Here is a 19,229-nt window from a genome sequence, read left to right on the forward strand (position 1 = left end):
GGCCGCGGCGTGCCGGTGGCCGGGCACGGGTGAGATGTCCGCGGGATGTGCGGTGCGGCGGCGGGGTTCGTATCCTGGTAGCTCACGACAGCGCCGGCGCGAAGGGCCGAGGGTGGACGGGCAGCGCCGGAACCGGTTCGAGCGGATGATCGCCGACCGCGCCGCGGGGTCGGAGTGGCCGGCGGCGCTGTGCGCGGTGTGCGTGGAGGTCCTGCCTGGGGTCGACGCGGCGGCGTTGGTGCTGCGTGGTGACGCGCGGGCGCAGGAGGTGGTCAGCGCCAGCGACCCGTGGGCGGTGCTGCTGGAGGAGCTGCAGTACACGCTGGGGGAGGGGCCGGGGGTGCAGGCCGGTCGCGGTGGTGGGCCGGTGCTGGTGCGGGACGTGCACGCCGAGCAGGCCCGCTGGCCCGGGTTCGCGGCCGCGGCCGCGGAGGAAGGGCTGGCGGCGGTGTTCGCGTTCCCGTTGCAGGTCGGTGGTATCCGGCTCGGCACGCTGGACCTGTACCGGCGCCGACCCGGCAGCCTGCCCGCCGAGGGGATCGCGGACGCGGCCGTGCTGGCCGATCTGGCGGTGCTCGCGTTGCTGGAGAACGAACTGGCCGCGGACGAGGACGAGCTGCGGGTGAAAATGTCCTATCAGGACGTGCACCTCGCGACCGGCGTGCTGGCGGCCAAGCTGCGCATCGGCCTCGACGACGCCTTCGCGCGGCTGCGGGCACACGCGTTCGCCGAGCGGCGGTCACTGCTCGACGTCTCGCGCGATGTGCTCGACCAGCGGATCTCTCCCGACCGGCTGGCGGACTGAACCCACCCGTGAGCACGGGTGGGAGCACGCGGACCGCGGCAGCGGGTCAGCCGGGCGTGCCGGGGTCACCGAACCCCGTCACGTCGACCGTGCCGGCGACGACCGCCTCGGCGACCGAGCTGAGGCGCTGGTTGTGGCTGCGCGAGTAGCGCCGGAGTGCCTCGAACGCCGGGCCCATGCCGATCCGCATGCGTTCGGCCAGCACACCTTTGGCCTGTTCGACGAGCACCCTGCTCCGCAACGCGCCCTGGAGCTGCTCGGCGAGCAGCTCCTGCTGGTCGAGCAGCTTCGCCTGCAGCAGGCCGATCGTGGCCACGTCCGCCATCGCCTGCGCCACCCGCAGCGTCGGCGTGCCCAGCACGCCCGGCGTGGCGGTGAACAGGTTCAGCGCGCCGATGGTCTGCTCCCGCAGCCGCATGGGCAGTGCGTGCACCGCGCGGAACCCGGCCTCCGCGGCGGCCGCGGAGAACTCCGGCCATCGTGGCGGCGGCTCCGCGATGTCGGCGACGGTCACGGGCGCGCACGTGAGGTAGCACTCCACGCACGGACCCCGGCGGTGCCGCAGCTCGGCCAGCTCCACCAGTCTGGCACGCTCGCTGGAGGCTCCGACGACGTGCAGCCCGCCGTGGTGATCGGCGAGGAGGATGCCCGCGGCGTCGACCTCCAGGGTGTCGACGCACCGGTCCGCCAGCAGGTGCAGGAACTCGACCGGGTCGAAGTCGGCGACGAGGGTGTCGGCGAGCTGGACGAACGCCTCGGCCACGTTCTCCACTGACATGGGGTCACCTCTGCTGGTCGGTCGCTGGACGGCGGTCTGATCACGCGGGATCGGGCCGGGCTTGCGGGGTCAGGCGCAGCCGCCGGGTCACCACGTCGCGCGCGACGTCGGCCACCGGCCTCCGCTCGGCGAACGCGTGCGCCCTCAGCCGCACCAACGCCTCCTCCACGCCGATCCCGAGCTGGACGGACAGCATCCCGGTGGCCTGGTGGACCTCGGCCCGGCGCAGCGGCAGCAGCGCGGTGTGCTCGGCCAGCAGCAACGACAGCACGACGTCGGCGAGGATCCGGGTGACCGAGAACTGCTCCTGCGTCAGCGGGCCGGGGCGCGTGCGGTGCAGGACGAGAACGCCCATCCGGACAGCGCCGCTGCGCAGCGGGAACGCGAACACCGCCCGCGCGCCGATCGCGAGCGCGGCGGGCACGAACAGCGGCCACCGCGCGTGGTCGTGCCCGCTGCCCAGCTCGTCGGCCAGCACCGGCGCGCCCGTGCGGAACGCGTCCGCGCAGGGGCCCTCTCCCAGGGTGAACCGCAGCTCCTCGAGCCGGGCGGCCACCTCGTCCGTGGCGTACCGGGACTCGCCGAGGTCCTGGCTGCTCATCAGCGTGAGCCCGACGCCGCTCACCCCGGCCAGGCGGACGCCGGCGTCGCACGCCGCCTCGCTGGACACCTCGGTGCCGCGAGCCGCCGCGTCGGCGGCGAGGTGCGCGAGGACCTCGGCCAGCCGCTCACCGCTCACCGTCCCGCCTCCCGTGATCAGGAGCATCCCGTGCCGGGACCGCCACGGGAGGTACAGCCACCCTAGCCCCTCGGAGCGGGCCGCGACGGGGTCGTCGCGCGCGTCACCGGCTGGTGCTCGCCGAAGATGAGGTCCCACTCCAGCTCCGGCCCGGCAGCCGGGCGTGGTTCGGGGAGGCGGCCGTGCGCCGGGAGGATCGAACCGTTGAGGAACTGCCACACGTCGTCGCCCACGCGGTGGTGCCGCGCCGCGACGGCGGCCTTCCTCGGGTGCGGGACGCCCGTCGGGATCGTTGCCACGAACCGGATCCCGCGGAACCCTTCGGCGTCGGTGGCCTCGAGCGTGCCGTGGTGCCTGGTGGCGATGCGGCGGGCGATGGCGAGCCCCAGACCGGCGCCGCCCGCGGCGCGGGTGCGGGCCTCGTCGAGCCGGGTGAACCGGTCGAAGACGCGTTCCCGGTCCGCTTCGGGGATGCCGGGGCCGTCGTCGACGACCTCGAGCGTCGCGAACGGCCCGCCGCGCAGGCGCACGACCACCTCGGTGCCCGCGTGGCGTTCGGCGTTGTCCAGCAGGTTGCCGAGCAGCCGGGAGAGCTGGGCGCGCCGTCCGGGGACGAGCACGTGGTCGTCGGCCTGCAGGGTGACCGTGCCCCGGCGGGAGACTTCCCGCCGCACCACGGCGCTGAGGTCGACGGTGTCCTGTTTGTCCAGTGCGTCGGCGTCCAACCTGGCCAGCAGCAACAGGTCCGTGGTCAGCTCCTGCAACCGTTCGGTGTCCTCCAGCGCCGCTTTCACGACGGTGGGCCAGTCCGCCATGTGCGGGTGCGACAACGCGATCTCCAGCTCGGCCCTCAGCGCGGCCAGCGGGCTGCGCAGCTCGTGCGAGGCGTCCGCGACGAACCGGCGGGTGTCCTCGACGGTGCGGTGCACCCGGTCGAGCGTCTCGTTCAGCGTGGCGCCGAGCTGCGCGATCTCGTTGTCGGAGGACGGCACGCGCACGCGCCGGGTGAGGTCGTTCTCGTTGATCTCGGCCACCTCGGCGCGCATGGTCTCCACCGGGCGCAGCACCCGGCTGGCCGCGGCCAGCACGGTGACCGACACCAGTGCGGTGATCGAGGTGAGGACGGTGAGCAGGGTCATCGTCACCCTGTTGAGCTGGAGCTGCGCCCCGGAAGCGGTCGCCCGCGCCTCCTCGTCGCTGCGTTGCGGTCCTCTTCCGAGCGACAGGTACGGCGTCTCGTCCAGGTCGGTGAACGGCCACAGCGACAGTTCCGGCCGCACCTCGGTGCTGGCGTAGTAGACGTGCGTTCCCGGTGTGGCGGCAGGCTTCTGCGTGTCCAGCTCGACGCAGTTCAAAGGCGCGCAGGCGAAGTGCCGGCGCGAGCTGTCCGCGGCCTGGGAGGTGATCTGCTGGCGTTCCGACACCAGCATCAGCGCCCCGATGAGGCCGATCAGCACCGCGGTCACCACCGTGGCGAGAACGGTCACCCTGACCTGCAAGGACTTCATCGGTCCACCAACCGGTAGCCGACGCCTCGCACGGTGGTGATGCTCCGCCGGTCGAACGGTGTGTCGATCTTGCGGCGGAGGGCGCTGATGTAGACCTCGACGAGGTTGGGGTCCGGGTCCTGCGCCGCGTCCCACACCCCGTCGATGATCTCCGACTTGGTGACGACCTCGTTGGTGTGCCTGAGGAGGAAGCTCAGCACCGAGAACTCCTTCGCCTTCAGGTCGATCCGCGTGCTGCCCCGGTGGCACTCCCGGCTGACCGGGTCGAGCACCAGGTCGCCGGCTCGCAGCAGCACCGGCTGGGCGGTGCGCGAGCGCCGGGCCAGCGCCCTGAGCCGGGCCACCAGCACCACGTAGGAGAACGGTTTGGTCAGGTAGTCGTCCGCGCCGGTGTCCAGGCCCTCGGCCTCGTCGAACTCGCCGTCCTTCGCGGTGAGCATGAGGATCGGCGTCCACACGCCCGCCTCCCGCAGCTCCGCGCAGACCCGGTAGCCGTTGAGCCCCGGCAGCATGATGTCCAGGACGATCACGTCGTAGGCGTGCTCCCTCGCCCGCCACAGCCCGTCCGTGCCGGTGCGCTCCACGTCGACGGCGAACCCCTCGGCGGTCAGGCCGCGGGCGAGCAGGTCGGCGAGACGGGGGTCATCCTCCACCACGAGCACGCGCATGTGGCCAGCGTGCCGCATCGATCATGAACAGTCCTGAAATCCGGTTCAGGATCTTTCAGCGTCCCTTCAGGTTCACCCTGGCAAGCTCTGCGGCGTGGACGAGGGGGGTCCACGCCGGGGGAGGAGGTGGCGGCACTGCCAGGGGGAGCAGCGCTGCCACCTCCTGTTCGGCCGTCGGCGACGCCCCGGCTCCGGATCGGGGAGGTCCACGCGAAGGGGAGCAACGGTGTTCGCCCACGCGATACTCGGGCCGGCTGAGGATCGGCGGCCGGGCGGCGCGCGGGTCAGGGTGCCTGTTCGGGCCAGGGGAACCGGCCGCGCCGGCCCTCGGCCATCGGTGACGAGCGGACCGAGGTCTTGCTGTTCGCCGGGCATCCCGCCGGGAGCCTGCCGACGGGCGCCTGACCGCCCCGGCCGCGACAGTCCGGCCGATCAGCCCCGGTCCTGTCCTCCCGCGCGCCGCTCGCACCAGCGGAACAGGGGCTCCATGGCGTCGAGCAGCTCCCGCCCGGCGGGGGTGGGGCGGTAGAGGATCTGCACGGGCGTCGAGGCGATGACCTCGCGGGAGAGCAGCCCGGCGGCTTCCAGCTCCTTCAACCGGCGGGACAGCACGCGGTCGGAGATGCCCTCGACCGCCAGGCGGTACTCGCCGAAGCGGCGGGCGCCGCGGTCGCCGGCCCGCAGGATCGTCCCGGACCACCGGCGGATGACGACGTCGAGGACCTCCTCGACCCGCTCGTGCTCCACCCGGGAGGAATCCGCCGTCATCCCCCCACCGTAGCGGCCCGCCGCGGTGGAGCGGTCGCGCACACCGCCACTGCCGGTCGAGTCGTCGAATTCGTCCGCAGCAGCGCGGGAAAGGCCGGCCGGTAGTCGCTGGCAAATGGTTAGCAAGTTCTCCGCTCTTTGCCGGGGATCAATTCGCTGGCGACGATGAACCGGCCCGGCCGGACCGACGCGGTGGTGGAGGAGCCGGGCGGCGTTCGCCGTGGCCCACCGCTCCGGAGAAGCCGGGAACGACCACCGGGCTGCCCGCACCTGTCGCGACACCGTCCAGCACTGGCGCGCGTCGTGACCGAACCACCGCCGGCGCGCCTTCCCGGTCCACCGGCGTGGCGCGAAACACCTTCAACCGAAAGGAACTCATGATGAGCGAATCCGGAGACGCCGGTTCCAGCAGCCTGGCACCGGCGGAGGTCCTGGCCTCGGCCGGACCGGTCGGCGTCCTCTCCGTGGGGCGCTTGAAGCCGGGCGCGGACCACGATCGGGTCCGCAGGCTGGCGGAGCTGACCCTGCCCGTGGCGCAGGCGGAGCCGGGCTGCGAGCACTACGCGATCCACGCCAGCGTCGGCGAACCGGGCGTCTACGTGTTCTACGGGCGCTGGTCGAGCGGTCCCGACGTCCTCGGGCACCTGCAGAACCCGGGGCTGCAGGACTACCGCACCGAGACCTTCGCGAACCTCGACTTCGAGACGACCTGGTTGCGGTCCTTCGAAGCCTGATGCCCGGCGGCACCGTCCCGGCTGCCCGACGAGGAGGCCGGGACGGTGCCTCAGGCCTCTTCCGGGGCGAGGTGCTGCCCGCTCCAGGCGGACACCGGCCGGATCGCGCGGATGAGCTGCTCGGCATCGGCTGTCAGGCGGTAGGTGCTCTGCACCGGGGTGCTGGGGACGACGGTGCGTTCGACGAGCCCGCGGACCTGGAACTGCTTGAGCCGCAAGGTGAGCTGGATGTCGGAGATCTCCGGCACTAGGGTGCGGTACTCCGTGAACCGGCGGGCGCCGCGGGCCGCGGCGATGAGGATCCGGCCGGTCCAGCGGACCCCGAGGACGTCGGTCGAGCGCGGGATGCGGTGGCAGCTCTCCTCGTTGTCCGGTGGAGGGGTGGGCTCCCCGAGTGCTTCGTTCACCGGCGACGGTAGGCAGCCGGCTGGCTCACTGCACGGACCATGCCCTTTCGGACACGGATCGTCGCCCTGGGAAGCGCTCTCCGGACTCGGCCGCCCGGCTCTGCCCCCGGCGCGCACCCCGGCGCTCAGCCCTGTTCGTGCGCCCACCGGGTGATCGCGTCGACCGGGCCGATCAGGCTCCACCCGCGATCGGTCAGGTGGTAGAAGACCTGCACGGGCATGCTCGGCACCACCTCGCGGTGCACCAGGCCGTGCTGTTCGAGCTCGGCCAGGCGCACCGACAGCATGCGGCCGGAGATGCCGCCGACCATCCGCCGGTACTCCCCGAACCGCCGCGCGCCCCTCGCCCCGGCCAGCATGATCGCCGAGGTCCAGCGCCGCGAGACGAAGGCCATGATCCCGCCGGCGGCCTCGCAACCGGCCGAGTCGATGACGCCGGTGTCTGCCTCAGTAGAGATTGTCACTAACCCACAGTAAGTAGGTTACCGGCTCGTTGGCAAGTGAGCTCCTCCGCTGGAAGCTCGAAACCATGAGTGATATCAACGCTTTCTCGCCGCTCCGAGTCGGCGCCACGACCATCGCCAACCGTCTGGCCATGGCTCCGATGACCCGCAGCCGCGCCACCGAGGACGGCCTGGCCACCGCCTCGATCGCCGAGTACTACCGCCAGCGCGCGGGTGCGGGCCTGATCGTCACCGAGGCCACCCAGATCAGCCTGCGCGGCAAGGCCTACCCGACCACGCCCGGCATCGGCACGCTCGCGCAGGCCCAGAGCTGGCAGCAGGTCACCGACGCCGTGCACGAGGCCGGCGGCACCATCCACCTACAGCTCTTCCACGGCGGCCGCACCGGGCACCCGAGCATGCGGGGCGGGCTGGACGGGCACGCGCCCTCGGCGGTGGCCGCACCCGGCCAGACCTTCACCCCCGACGGCATGAAGGACCACCCCGCGCCCGCGGCCATGACCGCCGAGGAGATCCAGGAGACGATCCGCGAGTTCGCCGTGGCCTCGGCGCTGGCGGTCTCCGCGGGCTTCGACGGCGTGCAGCTGCACGCCGCCAACGGCTACCTGCCGCAGCAGTTCCTGTGCCGGGACACGAACCTGCGCACCGACGAGTGGGGCGGCAGCACGGAGAACCGCATCCGCTTCATCGTCGAGACCGTCCGGGCGATGGCCGGCGCCGCCGGTGCGGACCGGACCTCGCTGCGGATCTCGCCCGCCAGCACGATCCAGGGCATCAACGAGCACAACACCGAGGAGCTCTACGAAGCGATGCTGGGCGAGCTGGCCGGGGACGGCCTGGCGTTCCTGGACGTCTCGGAGACCCCTGGCCACCGCGACCTCACCGCGATGCTGCGCAAGTCCTGGCCGGGCGTGCTGGTGCTGAACCCGCACCGGGTCGCCGAGCCGGAGGCACCGCACGACCGGGTCGCCGACGGCCTGGCAGCGGGCGCGGACGTGGTGGCGCTGGGCGCGGCCTGGCTCGCGAACCCGGACCTGGCCGAGCGCATCGCGCGGCGCGGCCCGTACAACGAGGCGGACAGCTCGACCTTCTACGGTGGCACCGACCAGGGCTACCTCGACTACCCGCTGCTGGCGGCCTGAGGTGGGCAGGCTGGCGGACCGCACCGCGGTCATCACCGGCGGCACGGCGGGCATCGGCCTGGCCACGGCCCGCCGCTTCGTCGCCGAGGGCGCGCACGTGCTGATCACCGGCCGCCGCGCCGGCGTGCTGGCCGAGGTCGTGGCCGAGCTGGGTCCGGCGGCCACCGGGGTGTGCGGCGACGCGAGCGACCCGGAGCACCTGACCGAGCTGCTGGCGGCGGTGCGCGCGCGGGGGAGGGGGCTGGACGTGCTCTTCACCAACGCCGGAGGCGGTACGTTCACGCCGTTCGGGCAGGTCAGCCCGGAGACCGTGGACGAGGTGCTGGCGCAGAACCTCCGCGCGCCCTACCTCACCGTGCAGACCCTGGCTCCGGTGCTCAACGAGCACGCCTCGGTGGTGCTGATGTCCTCCATCGGCGCCACCGCGGGCCTGCCCGGCCTGGGCGTGTACTCCGCGGCGAAGGCCGGCGCCCGTGCGCTGGCCCGCACCCTCGCCGTCGAACTGGGTGAGCGGGGCGTGCGCGTGAACGCGGTGAGCCCGGGCTACATCGAGACCAGCACCGACCCGCAGGTCCTCGAGTACCTGCGGACGAACGCCTCGGCCATCCCGCTGGCGCGGGTGGGACGGCCGGAGGAGGTCGCCGCGGCGGTGCTGTTCCTGGCCTCCGACGACGCCGCCTACGTCACCGGCTCGGACCTGTTCGTCGACGGCGGGCGGAACCAGGTCTAGCCGGGCGATCCCCGGTGACCACGGCCGGAACGGGTCCGTGGGGGCGGAACTGCGCGCCCCCAGGGGCCCTCCTGGCCGATCACGCCGGGTGCCCGCGGCTCGGCGTTGTCAGCTTGGCGCACGGACACGGGAGACGGGACCGATGACTGCGTCGCTGGAAGAACTGCTGCAACAGGTGCGCGGCCGGATGCTCCGCGCCGGCCGCCACGAGATCGCGGCGGGGGTGACCGGCCTGATCGCGGCGAGCGTCGCGCTCGACGAGCTGAACGCCGCGGTGAGGCGGGAGGACGAGGAAGCCGTCGCGTTCCACGCGGAGCTGCTCGCGCGGCTTCTGGCCGATGTCGGGACTTCCGGCTTCCCGCCGCCATGACAGTCCATTGTGGATGGTCCGGCACCGGGCTCCGCGGCGTACCGCGCTGATCGACTCCTGGCACCGGCGGTCCCCGTCGTCGACGACACCGGCGACCCGGACACGCGGTACCACGGCCCGATCGTGGGCGCGAGTGCAGACAATTCGGGCCGGAAAGTGCCGACCGCCGGGAAAGCCATGTCCCGGCGAACCCGTGGAGAGGTAACTGTTCGCTGTGACCAATGAACAAGGGATCGGCCGCAGGCGCCTGCTCGGGATGTTCGGGCTGGGTGCGACGGCCACGACGGCGCAGGTCCTGATGGCGGACCCCGTCCTGGCGGCGACTCTGGGGCACGACGAGCGCACCGGCGTCTCCGCCGCCTCCTACCAGCCGCCGCGCGGTCTCGCGAAGAGCAGCCCGGCCAAGGACACGGCACTGGCCTGGATCAACGCCAACCGCTCGGCGATCACCGGTCTGAGCGACCGGATCTGGCAGTTCGCGGAGCTGTCGCTGCGCGAGTGGAACTCGGCCCTGGCCACCGCCGAGCTGCTGCGGTCCAACGGGTTCACCGTCGAGTGGGGCTCGGCCGGGCTCCCGGCGGCGTTCGTGGCGACGTACGGGTCCGGCGGCCCGGTGATCGGGTTCAACGCCGAGTACGACGCCTTGCCCGGCCTGTCCCAGAAAGCCGGCGTGGCCCGGCACGATCCCCTGGTCTACAACTACGACGCCTACGGTCCGACGTACGGGCCGGGGCACGGTGACGCCCACAACGCTCTGGGAGCGGGTTCCACCGCGGCGGCGATCGCGGTCGCGCAGGCGATCCGAGCGCACGGCCTGAAGGCGACGGTGAAGCTGTTCGGATCGACCGGTGAAGAGCAGCTCGTCGGCAAGGCGTACGCGGTGAAAGCCGGTGTTTACAACGGACTGGACGCCTTCCTCGACTGGCACCCCTTCAACACGACCGTGCCGTTCTGGAACACGACCAGCGCGCTGATGTCCGCCACCTTCACGTTCCTCGGTGCGTCCGGGCACGGTGGCGTGCCGTTGGGCAACCGCAGCGGTCTCGACGGTGCGCTGCTGATGGCGACCATGTCCGAGTACCTGCGGGAGAAGAACGTCGCCCCGTCGGGGCGGTTCCACTACTCGATCATCAACGGCGGTGGCGCGCCGAACGTCACGCCGGACATGTGCTCGATCTGGTACTTCGTCCGCGAAGGCAGCCCCGCCCGCGCGAAGGTGCTCTACGACAAGATCGTGGAGTGCGCGAACGCCGCCGCGCAGGCCAGCCAGACCCGGCTGGTGCACCGGTTCCACTCCGGCACGTGGAACCTCCTCGCCAGCAAGAGCGGCGCGGAGCTGTTGTACGACAACATGCTCACGATCGGTCCGCCCGCGTTCACGGCCGAGGACCAGGCACTGGCCAAGGAGTTGCAGAAGTCGCTGGGCAAGCAGGACACCGGGTTGCCGACGACGATCGCGCCGCTGACGCCGCCCGCCGCCTCCTACACGGGCGGCCTGGCCACCGACACGGCGGACGTGAGCTGGCAGGCCCCGACCGCGGTGCTGCTCGCGACGACGTTCCCGCCCAACCTCCCCAACCACAACTGGAGCGCCACCGCGACCGCGGCGACGAACATCGCGCACCAGGGCCTGCTCTCCGCGGCCCGCTACCTCGCGGCGGGAGCGGTCGACCTGATCACCCAGCCCGCGCTGCTCGACGGGATGAAGCGGGAGTTCCAGGAGCGCAAGGCGGGGGTGACCTGGACGAGCCTGATCCCGGACGGCACCCAGCCACCCCTGTACCAGCCGCCCGCCGACTTCCTCGCCAAGACGGGCCAGCAGTGGCCGCCCGCCGGCGTCACCTGGCCCGTGCCCCAGATCGTGGCCGCCGAGCAACTCGGCACCACCGGGCCGCCGTTGCCGCCGGTGACGTGATGCGCACCGCCGGGGCGAGAGCACCCGGCGGCAGCGGTTCGTCCACTTGCGACAAAGGTTCGCCCACCACCTGTCATGAGGTTCTGCCACAACCTGTCAGGAGACATGTCATGACCAAGTACGTCCTCGCCGCGGTCACCGCTCTGGCTGCGGCGCTCGCCATCACGCCGGGCGCGGCGCAAGCGTCGGCCTCCTCGCCGCAAGCCGCGGCCTGCCGTGCGGGGCTCGCCTGCTTCTACGACTCGGTCTGGGCGAACACCACGCCGAAGACCTACGCCGACCCCGGCACCGCTTGCACGGCTCTGCCCTTCGTCGCCAAGGCGCTCATCAACGCCACGGACCGCCGGATCGCCCTCTACGGCGACGCGGGCTGCACCCAGCTCCTGCTGGTCGAGCCGGCGAACAACTTCCACAGCTACCCGAGCCACGAAGTGCGCGCGTTCCGCGCGCTCTGAACCACCGCCGGAGCGCCGCTCACCGTGAGCGGCGCTCCAGCGCCGTGGTCGCCCATCTGGTGATCGACCCGAGCAGGAGCAGTTGTGGCTGAGGAGAGCACGACCTCGAACGCCCACCGGTCCGACTGGACCGACGCCTTCGCGGAGAAGTCGTCCGCCGCGTTCGGCGCGGCCTTCGCCGAGGACGTCGTCCTGGAGGCGAGTGTGCTGCGCCGCCCGATCACCGGGCGGCGGCAGGTCGCCCACGTCCTCGAGGTGGCCAGCGGGATCTACGAGTCGTTGACGTTCGAACACCAGACCGTCGACGGTGACCGCACGTACCTCGAGTGGGAAGCGGTGGCGCTGGGCGGGACCGTCCTGCGGGGCGTCACGGTGCTCACCAGGAACAGCGGCGGTCTGGTGACCCGGGCCGCGATCCACCACCGTCCCCTGGACGCGGTCCTGGCCTTCTCCGCGGAGGTGGCCCGGCGGACGAGCGGTGTGGTGGAGGCGAGCTACTTCGCTTCGCACTGATCGACCGTGGCCGCCGTTCCGCGTGCCTTCGCGCCTCGGCGGGATCCTCACCCGTGCCGGCGCGGGGTCGTCAGGCGCCGGTCGAGCAGCGGGCAGCCCGCGCCTTGGCGAGCGGGAGCTGGTTGCCCTTGCGCAGTTCGACGAGGTAGTGGAAGGTGCCGGTCGGCGCCATCAGGGCGGCGAGGTCTTCGACCACCTCCACGCTCGCCGCGAACCAGGCGTGGTCCGGCTCGCTCCCGGCGAGGACGTCGAGGTTCGCGAGTGCTTCGCCGACGCGGGCGCGGTCCGGGTGCTGGGACGCCACCGGCCGGTGGTGCTTGACGAACAGCTCGTGGAGCCGCTTGAGCGCCTCCCGCTGGACCGCCATCGCCCTGGCGTCGTCGCCGGCCAGGTAGAGCGTGCGGGCCAGCAGGAAGCTCACCCCGGTGAACCTCTCCTCGAACCCGTACGGGAACCGCGCCCACTCGGAGCCGGTGATCTCCAGGATCACCTTGAGCGACAGCTCGTGCAGCTCGGCGGACTTCCGGTACTCGCCCAGCTCCTCGTAGGCGGCCGACAGGTGCTCGATCTTGCGCAGCAGGTCGATCATCGAGCCGGAGTCGTAGTCCGGCGCCAGGCTGCCGCGCAGGGTGGCGACCACGTCGCGGTAGCGCCCCGCCTTGATGTGGGCGAAGGCGGTGACCTCCCGCAGGACCTCCTCCTGTTCGCGGGAGTTCGTCTCCTGGAACAGCGCCCGCGCCAGTTCCGCCCGTTCGAGCCCGGCTTCGACCCGGCCGGTGTAGATGAGCCAGTTGGCCGCCTGCGCGTGCGCGTAGCCCTCCGCCCGGCGGGCGCCGGCCGCCCTGAACGCCTCCACGGCGGCGTCGAGGTGCGCGGCCGCCCCGTCCGCGTCGTCGAGCATCGCGGCGGCGCGGGCGAGGCTCCTGTGCGTGTACCCGACGCCTTGCAGGTCGCCGGCCGCCTCCGCCCGGCGCAGGGCGACCTGGTTGATCGCCGCCATGTCCTCCCACAGGAACGCCGAGTCCAGGTAGAGCCGCAGGTACCAGGCGAGCTGCCAGGAACGCGACTCGGTGCCCCGCCCGGCGGCGGAGTCGACCAGCGCGAGCAAGGTGCCGTGCTCGGTCGTGAACGTGGCGAGCGCCGACCTCAGGTCGTCGACGGGCTGCTCGGTCACGCCGGGCGCGATGGACGGCAGGTCGGGCAGGTCGTCGGTCGGCTTCAGCCGCAGGGACGCGTTGCGGGCGAGGAGGAGGTAGTGGTCGACCAGGCGCCGGCGCGCCGCCTGCTGCTCGCCGGCGTCGACGGTGTCCGCCAGCAGCTCGGCCGCGTACTCCCGCAGCAGGTCGTGCCAGGTGTACTGGCAGGCCTGGCCCTCGTTCACCAGGCAGAGGGTGCTCAGCTCCCGCAGCACCGCGCCGGTCCGCGCCAGCGGCAGCGCCGCCAGGCTCGCCGCCGTGGCCGTGGTGGTCCGGCTCAGCGGTAGCAGGGCGAGCAGCGTGAACATCCGCGCGGCCTGCGGGCTCAGGGCGCGGTAGGACCACGACAGCACCGAGCGGACGTCGCTGCGGGGGTCGTCGGTGCAGAGGAAGTCCAGGCCCGGTTCGTCCTCGCGGGTGAGCTGGAGCGCGATGTGCGACAGCCGCAGGTCGGGGTTGCTCGCGATCCGGGCGCTCGCCACGGCCAGGGCGAGGGGGAGGTGGGCGCACGCGGTCGCGATGGCCCGCACCGCGGGCAGTTCGTCGCGCACCCGCCGGTCGCCGAGGCGCAGTGCCATCAACGCCACCGCCTCGTCCGTGTCGAGCAGCCCCAGCTTGACCGAGTGCGCCCCCGTCGACGCGACCAGCGCGGTCAGCTCCCTCCTGCTGGTGATCACCACGACGCAGCCGGGTGCCTCCGCCAGCAGGGGCAGCACCTGCTGGCTGTCCCGCGCGTTGTCGAGCACGAGCAGCAGCCGCCGGTCGGTCAGGGCGCCGCGGTACAGCCTGCTCAGGCCGTCGAGGTCGGAGGGCCGGTGGGCGGCAGGCACTCCCAGCGCGTCCAGCAGCTCGCGCAGCACCTCGTCGGGTTCCCGGGCAGCGCCCTGGGACTCGAAGCCGCGCAGGTTGACGTAGAACTGCCCGTCGGGGAACAGCGAGGCGACCCGGTCGGCCCACTGGACGACGAACGTGGTCTTGCCGACCCCGGCGGTGCCGTGCACGACCACCGTCCTGACCGCCGCCGGGTCGGCCAGAACCGCGTTCAGCTCAGCCAGCTCCGCCTCACGACCGGCGAACACGGTCAGCGCCGCCGGCATCGGTGCCGGACGCGCCGATGGCGCGGGGTGGTCGTGCGCGACCGCGGCCGGCGAGGACAACGCCGGATCCTCGCGCAGCACCCGCGCGTGCAGCTCGCGCAACGCGAGACCCGGGTCGACGCCGAGTTCCTCGCGCAACGCGGCGCGGACCTTCTCGTACACCGCGAGGGCCTCCGCGGGCCGTCCTTCGCGGCACAGCGCGAGCATCATCAGCTCATGGACGCGTTCGCGCAGGGGCTCCGCCTCCGCGACCGCGGTGAGCAGGTCCAGCACGTCGATCCGGCCGTCGAGACCGAGCTGCTGCTCGGCCAGCAGCTCGACGGTCCGCACGGCGAGCCTGCCGAGCCTGCGCCGTTCCGTCTCGGCCCACTCGCCGGGGATGCCGAGCAGCGGCTCCTCCCTCAGCTCCTCCACGGCCGCCCGCAACATCGCCACGGCCTGCCGGCGCTCGCCGGCGGCCACGGCGGACTCCGCGGAGCGGACCGAACCCAGGAACCGGCTCAGGTCGAGCTGCTCCTCGGTGAGCACCAACCGGTAACCGACCCCGTCCGAGCGGAGCACCGCCTCGTCCGGCTCGGCGCCCTCGTCCAGGAGCTTGCGCAGCCGGTAGACGTAGGTGCGCACCGTGCCCCTGGCCGCCGGGGGAGCGTCCTCCCCCCAGATCGCGCGGATGATCTCGGGTATCTGCACCATCCGGCCTTCGGCCTGCAGGAGGACGGCGAGGGTGAGCCGCTGCTGCGGTGACCCGACGTCCAGCTCGGTCCCGTCCCGCCAGGCGCGCACCACGCCGAACACCGTGAAGGCCAGCCCCGGCCTGCTTCCGGCGACCTCTTCGGTGGAGCATCGGACAAGAGGCCACATGCGCGTGATGATAGTGCGAGCCAATCGAGACGTGTCCGATGTGGAACCGGGCGCGCACACCGCGTGGTCGCACTTCGCATCGCGCCGTGAAGTCCTGGCCGGCGCAGGTGCCGCGTGGCTGCCGGCAACCGGGCGTGAGGTGCCCGTTCACGGGCGGATGCGCAGAACCTCGATGGTGTCCTCGTCGAACTCCTCGAAGTGGTGCTTCAGGCCGGCGAAGGGACTCCCGGGGAAGTCGCCGGTGATCGTGCAGGTCACGGTGACCCCCTGGGCGGCAGGTTCGACGTCCGTGATCGTGTAGGTGACGGGCGGGACCTCGGCGCGCCAGGCGCGGATGGCGTCGATCCCCCGGTGCTCCCTGCCTTCGTCCTCGACGAGGGCGTCCGCGGCGAACAGGGCGAAGTACGCCTCCCTGTCCTGTCCCCGGGCAAGGTCGAAGTACCGCTGGATGATCTTCGGTGCGTCGGTCATGGCTGTGCTCCACCATTCTGCGGCAGGTTACTGCTAAAATCGAAGTAAGTAGCTTCGACTTTAGCAGTAACTCGGGAGGGGTGCCACGTGGCGGCGAAGATGCGACTGGAGGACCGCGAGTGCCCGTTGTCCACGGCGCTGGGGTACGTGGGTGAGTGGTGGACCTTGCTGATCCTGCACGACTGCTTCGACGGCTACCGCCGGTTCGACCAGTTCCAGGAGAACCTGGGGATCTCCACCAGCATGCTCACCAGCAGGCTCAAGTCGCTCGTGGCGAACGGGCTGCTGGCGAAGGAGCCCTACCAGGACAACCCGGTCCGCTACGAGTACGTGCTCACCGAGCTCGGCCGGTCCCTGCGGCCGGTCATCGTGGCGCTCGCGGCGTGGGGCAACGCCCGGCTCGCCCCGGCCGAGCGCAGCATGATCCTCGTCGACGCGGCGACGGGGGAGGAGGCGGAGCCCGTTCTCGTCGACCGCAGGTCGGGCCGCCGGGTCGACGGCGACGACTTCGTCTTCACCGCCGGTCCGGCCGCGAGCGCGGCTTTCCGCGACCGCTACTCCGCGGACGCACCGCCCCGGCGGCCGTGAGCGGATCGCCGCTGCCGCACCGGGTTCCACCCCCGGTCCACTGTGGATCGGCGCGCGACCTGTTCGCGAGTACCGCGATTCGTGCCCGCAGGTGAACGAACGCCCGGATGAGCCGTCGGGCCGGCGTCACCGGGGGCACGCTGGCGGAACTGATCAAGAGCGGCGTGCTTGCGGCCGCTCGGTGGGACGCAGAGGGAAGTGGGGCAGTGGCGTGAGCGGTGGTGCTTTCGCACTCGTCGGCGAGAAGCTCTTCGACGGCAACGAGTTCCGGGAGGGCCCGGTCAGCGTCGTGGTGCGCGGCGGGGTGATCGAGGAGGTCGGCTCCACGATGCCGGAGGGCATGCCCGTGGTCCGCCTGGGGCAGGACTCGTGCCTGCTGCCGGGGCTCGTCGACACGCACGTGCACCTGGCGTTCGACGCCGGTCAGGACCCGGTGGGGTCGGTGCGCGAGGCCACCGACGCGGAGCTGTACGCGTCGATGCGGCGAGCCGCGTTCCGGGCCGTGCAGGCCGGTGTGACGACGGTCCGCGACCTGGGGGACCGCCAGTACCTCTCGCTCGACCTGCGCGACGAGCTGGCCGAGGACCTGCTGGCGGGGCCGGAGCTGCTCGCCGCCGGACCGCCCATCACCACGCCGGGAGGGCACTGCTTCTTCCTCGGTGGTGAGACCGCCGCTGATCCGGCGGCGCTGGTCGCCGCCGTCCGGGAGCGGCACGCCAGGGGCTGCGCGGTGGTCAAGATCATGGCCAGCGGTGGTGCCATGACCGCGGGCTCGCTGCCGCACGAGTCCCAGTTCACCAGGGAGCACCTGCGCGTCGTGGTCGACGAGGCCCACCGCCTGGGCCTCCCGGTGGCAGCGCACGCCCACGGCGTCCGGGCGATCGAAGACGCCGTGTCCGCCGGGGTGGACTCGATCGAGCACGCGACGTTCCTCGACGGGCACGGCGGTGCGCCGCAACCCGGGTTGCTGGAGGCCCTCGCGGCCAGCGGTGTCGTGGTGAGCGCGACCCTCGGGTTCGACCCGGCCGGGATGGCCGAGATGGTGCGGAACAACAGCCCCGAGCAGGCGGAACGCCTGGAGGCCATGAAGGCGGCGCAGGCGGCGGCGATGCGTGGCCTGCGCCAGCACGGGGTGCGGGTCACCGTGGGAACCGACGCGGGGATCGCGCCGCACAAGCCGCACGACGTCCTGCCCCACGGACTCGCGGAGCTGGCCGGGTACGGGTGGCCGGCCGCGGAGGCGCTGACCGCCGCGACGCGGGACGCCGCGAAGCTGTGCGGTGCCGCCGGGCGGAAGGGCGAGGTGGTCGCCGGGGCGGAGGCCGACCTGCTCGTCGTGCGCGGCAATCCCGTGGAGGACCTGGGGCACCTGCTCGACGTTCGTGCCGTGTTCCGGAGGGGGCACAGGGTCCGGTGAGGCCGGTCCGGCGGCCTGGCTCCGGTGGGCAGCCGTGGAGCAGCGAGCTGCCCGCGGAGGTCAGATGGCTCCCACGCGGAGGGCGTAGGAGACCGCGTGCGCGCGGTTGCGGAGCTTCAACCGGCTCATGAGCTCCTGCGTGATCTTCTTGATCGTGCGCTCGGAGTAGTTGAGCTGCCGGGCGATCTGAGCGGTGTCGTCGCCCTGGGCGACGAGCTTGAGCACGTCGACCTCGCGGGTGGTGAGCCCGCCGGCGGCGAGCCCCTGGCTCGCGAGGAGGTTCGTCTGGAGGAAGCGGATCTCGTCCGCGAGCCACCGGGTGAGCTTGTCCGGCAGGACGGCGCGGCCGTGGGCGGCGGCGATGAGCGCGTGGGCCACCTGGCGGGGGAGGACGTCCTTCCTCGGCAGGATGGCCACGACGCCGGCGGCGAAGATCTGCGGCAGGTGCCGTTCCCGCAGGGGACCGGCGATCAGCACGGTGCGCTGCGCCGGGTTGGTGGCGCGTTCGGACAGCGCGGTGAGCGCGTCGGTCACCGTGTCGGTGACGAGCTCGGTGAGCACCAGCGCGACGTCCGCGACCGCGCTGTCGGCGGGGGCGGCGATCCTGAGCTCCGGCGCCGTGTTCAGGGCGGGCAGCAGGTCGTCGGCGACCCGGCGGTCGTGGACGTGCACGGCGACCGAGACCCGGTCGTGGCTGCGGTACGGGTGTGCTTCGGAAACGGTGCAAGTGCTCACGGTGACGGCCTCTCGTCCAGCTGCGGTGCTCCGCCAGCCAAACAGGCACGCGTCGACACCCTGTCAACGTCGCGTCGACAGGCGTGGACGAGCAGGTCACAGTGGTGTCCGCTTGGAGGCAGTCTAGTTCCGGTGCCAGTGGCCGCGGGTGCTCTGGACTGTTCACTTCCGGTCACGCCGCAGAAGTTCGGGCACGAACCAGCGGCGTTCGTCACACCGTCTGCGTTGAACTGTTCCCGATCGCTTTCCGTGTGCTGGGTGGCGGCCGGGAGATCGCAGCGCCGCAACGACTACAGGGAGGCGATGGTTCGCATGTACATCGTCGGTGGCAGAGACGTCGGGGACGAAGGCGCTGTCCCGTTGCGGGAGACCGTCAGCTCGGGTCAGGTGCAGCTCGACCCGGCCGCGGGCGAGGAGCTCCGCAAGCAGTTCCAGGCCCAGATCGACCAGGTCGACTCGTGGATCGAGCGTGCGAACAGCAGCATCGCCCGTCCGGCGCCGCTGGGTGCGAACCCGGTGGGCGACAAGATGCGCGACAAGTTCACCCATCGGGCCGAAGGTGAGCAGTACTCGTTCGTCAGCGTCATGACCGCGTACCGCGCGGTGCTGGAGCAGACGAAGAACTCGATCGTGGCGGCGATCGAGAACTTCACCCGTCTCGACGAGGAACACCAGGCCGAACTGAAGAAGCACATGGGTACCAGCTGAGCTGCGGCCGGCTGGTGCCACCGACGTGAGAGGCGAGGCGGTCATGCCCCCCGAGACCGACCCCGGTCGAATCGAGAACGTCCCGGTCCTGACGGACCCGCAGAACTGGGCGTCGCGATCGCACCCCGAGCTCTACGCCGCGGTGCACAACAACAACGAT

Annotated in this window: 21 protein-coding genes; 11 read left to right on the forward strand and 10 right to left on the reverse strand. The window is 72.2% G+C overall.

Features of this window, described 5'->3' with window-relative positions; genetic code table 11:
* Window positions 1–112 precede the first annotated feature (112 nt).
* Window positions 113–805 (forward strand): ANTAR domain-containing protein, encoded by a 693-nt coding sequence (locus tag BMW88_RS23990; RefSeq protein WP_245778013.1) that lies wholly within the window; start codon window positions 113–115, stop codon window positions 803–805.
* A 46-nt stretch (window positions 806–851) separates the two neighbouring features.
* Here BMW88_RS23990 and BMW88_RS23995 read toward each other — a convergent pair whose 3' ends face one another.
* From BMW88_RS23995 to BMW88_RS24015, 5 genes are all read right to left on the reverse strand, one after another.
* Complete coding sequence (locus BMW88_RS23995) at window positions 852–1,583, reverse strand: GAF and ANTAR domain-containing protein (protein ID WP_089954044.1); 732 nt, start codon at window positions 1,581–1,583, stop codon at window positions 852–854.
* A 40-nt stretch (window positions 1,584–1,623) separates the two neighbouring features.
* Window positions 1,624–2,322: a GAF and ANTAR domain-containing protein gene (locus BMW88_RS24000; RefSeq protein ID WP_177221269.1), complete on the reverse strand. Its 699-nt coding sequence runs from the start codon at window positions 2,320–2,322 to the stop codon at window positions 1,624–1,626.
* Between the two features lie 62 nt (window positions 2,323–2,384).
* Window positions 2,385–3,830 carry a sensor histidine kinase gene (locus BMW88_RS24005; protein WP_089954049.1) on the reverse strand — a complete coding sequence of 482 codons (1,446 nt, stop codon included), beginning with the start codon at window positions 3,828–3,830 and terminating at the stop codon, window positions 2,385–2,387.
* Window positions 3,827–4,498 (reverse strand): response regulator, encoded by a 672-nt coding sequence (locus BMW88_RS24010; RefSeq protein WP_089954052.1) that lies wholly within the window; start codon window positions 4,496–4,498, stop codon window positions 3,827–3,829. The genes BMW88_RS24005 and BMW88_RS24010 overlap by 4 nt, the downstream gene beginning before the upstream one ends.
* Window positions 4,499–4,930: 432 nt before the next feature.
* Entirely contained in the window at window positions 4,931–5,266 is a 336-nt protein-coding gene (locus tag BMW88_RS24015; RefSeq protein WP_089954174.1) for a winged helix-turn-helix transcriptional regulator, read from the reverse strand.
* A 380-nt stretch (window positions 5,267–5,646) separates the two neighbouring features.
* Here BMW88_RS24015 and BMW88_RS24020 point away from each other — a divergent pair, with 380 nt between their 5' ends.
* On the forward strand, window positions 5,647–6,000 hold the full coding sequence (locus BMW88_RS24020; RefSeq protein ID WP_177221270.1) for a putative quinol monooxygenase: 354 nt from the start codon (window positions 5,647–5,649) through the stop codon (window positions 5,998–6,000).
* A 50-nt stretch (window positions 6,001–6,050) separates the two neighbouring features.
* On the opposite strand, the gene BMW88_RS24025 is transcribed toward BMW88_RS24020, so the two are convergent.
* Together BMW88_RS24025 and BMW88_RS24030 are read right to left on the reverse strand one after the other, a co-directional pair.
* Window positions 6,051–6,407, reverse strand: a complete 357-nt coding sequence (locus BMW88_RS24025) for a winged helix-turn-helix transcriptional regulator (protein WP_177221271.1) — start codon at window positions 6,405–6,407, stop codon at window positions 6,051–6,053.
* A 125-nt stretch (window positions 6,408–6,532) separates the two neighbouring features.
* Complete coding sequence (locus BMW88_RS24030) at window positions 6,533–6,871, reverse strand: winged helix-turn-helix transcriptional regulator (protein WP_218148181.1); 339 nt, start codon at window positions 6,869–6,871, stop codon at window positions 6,533–6,535.
* Between the two features lie 65 nt (window positions 6,872–6,936).
* Between BMW88_RS24030 and BMW88_RS24035 the strand changes: the two genes are divergently transcribed.
* The 6 genes from BMW88_RS24035 to BMW88_RS24060 all read left to right on the forward strand — a co-directional run bounded on the left by BMW88_RS24035 (window position 6,937) and on the right by BMW88_RS24060 (window position 11,996).
* Complete coding sequence (locus BMW88_RS24035) at window positions 6,937–8,013, forward strand: alkene reductase (protein ID WP_089954059.1); 1,077 nt, start codon at window positions 6,937–6,939, stop codon at window positions 8,011–8,013.
* Between the two features lies 1 nt (window position 8,014).
* A complete protein-coding gene (locus BMW88_RS24040; RefSeq protein WP_089954062.1) occupies window positions 8,015–8,743 on the forward strand; it encodes an SDR family NAD(P)-dependent oxidoreductase in 729 nt (242 codons plus the stop codon).
* Between the two features lie 142 nt (window positions 8,744–8,885).
* Entirely contained in the window at window positions 8,886–9,113 is a 228-nt protein-coding gene (locus tag BMW88_RS24045) for a hypothetical protein (protein WP_089954064.1), read from the forward strand.
* A 214-nt stretch (window positions 9,114–9,327) separates the two neighbouring features.
* Window positions 9,328–11,028 (forward strand): amidohydrolase, encoded by a 1,701-nt coding sequence (locus BMW88_RS24050; RefSeq protein WP_218148182.1) that lies wholly within the window; start codon window positions 9,328–9,330, stop codon window positions 11,026–11,028.
* Between the two features lie 110 nt (window positions 11,029–11,138).
* Window positions 11,139–11,483 (forward strand): hypothetical protein, encoded by a 345-nt coding sequence (locus BMW88_RS24055; RefSeq protein WP_089954069.1) that lies wholly within the window; start codon window positions 11,139–11,141, stop codon window positions 11,481–11,483.
* A gap of 84 nt (window positions 11,484–11,567) precedes the next feature.
* Window positions 11,568–11,996 (forward strand): nuclear transport factor 2 family protein, encoded by a 429-nt coding sequence (locus BMW88_RS24060; RefSeq protein WP_089954072.1) that lies wholly within the window; start codon window positions 11,568–11,570, stop codon window positions 11,994–11,996.
* Between the two features lie 70 nt (window positions 11,997–12,066).
* Here the strand turns inward: BMW88_RS24060 and BMW88_RS24065 are convergent, their stop codons facing one another.
* Both BMW88_RS24065 and BMW88_RS24070 read right to left on the reverse strand, forming a co-directional pair.
* Window positions 12,067–15,150, reverse strand: a complete 3,084-nt coding sequence (locus BMW88_RS24065; RefSeq protein ID WP_089954074.1) for an AfsR/SARP family transcriptional regulator — start codon at window positions 15,148–15,150, stop codon at window positions 12,067–12,069.
* Window positions 15,151–15,297: 147 nt separating this feature from the next.
* Window positions 15,298–15,621, reverse strand: a complete 324-nt coding sequence (locus BMW88_RS24070) for a nuclear transport factor 2 family protein (RefSeq protein ID WP_089954077.1) — start codon at window positions 15,619–15,621, stop codon at window positions 15,298–15,300.
* An 87-nt stretch (window positions 15,622–15,708) separates the two neighbouring features.
* Here BMW88_RS24070 and BMW88_RS24075 point away from each other — a divergent pair, with 87 nt between their 5' ends.
* Both BMW88_RS24075 and BMW88_RS24080 read left to right on the forward strand, forming a co-directional pair.
* A complete protein-coding gene (locus BMW88_RS24075; RefSeq protein WP_089954080.1) occupies window positions 15,709–16,209 on the forward strand; it encodes a winged helix-turn-helix transcriptional regulator in 501 nt (166 codons plus the stop codon).
* A gap of 211 nt (window positions 16,210–16,420) precedes the next feature.
* Entirely contained in the window at window positions 16,421–17,626 is a 1,206-nt protein-coding gene (locus tag BMW88_RS24080) for an amidohydrolase family protein (RefSeq protein ID WP_218148183.1), read from the forward strand.
* 60 nt (window positions 17,627–17,686) lie between these two features.
* On the opposite strand, the gene BMW88_RS24085 is transcribed toward BMW88_RS24080, so the two are convergent.
* The gene (locus BMW88_RS24085) at window positions 17,687–18,361 is read right to left on the reverse strand and encodes a LuxR C-terminal-related transcriptional regulator (protein ID WP_177221272.1); all 675 of its coding nucleotides are present in this window, start codon (window positions 18,359–18,361) and stop codon (window positions 17,687–17,689) included.
* Window positions 18,362–18,664: 303 nt separating this feature from the next.
* On the opposite strand from BMW88_RS24085, the gene BMW88_RS24090 reads away from it, so the two are divergent.
* On the forward strand, window positions 18,665–19,069 hold the full coding sequence (locus BMW88_RS24090) for a hypothetical protein (RefSeq protein ID WP_143116214.1): 405 nt from the start codon (window positions 18,665–18,667) through the stop codon (window positions 19,067–19,069).
* Window positions 19,070–19,229 lie beyond the last annotated feature (160 nt).

The sequence above is a fragment of the Lentzea xinjiangensis genome (assembly GCF_900110955.1).
GTDB lineage: Bacteria > Actinomycetota > Actinomycetes > Mycobacteriales > Pseudonocardiaceae > Lentzea > Lentzea xinjiangensis.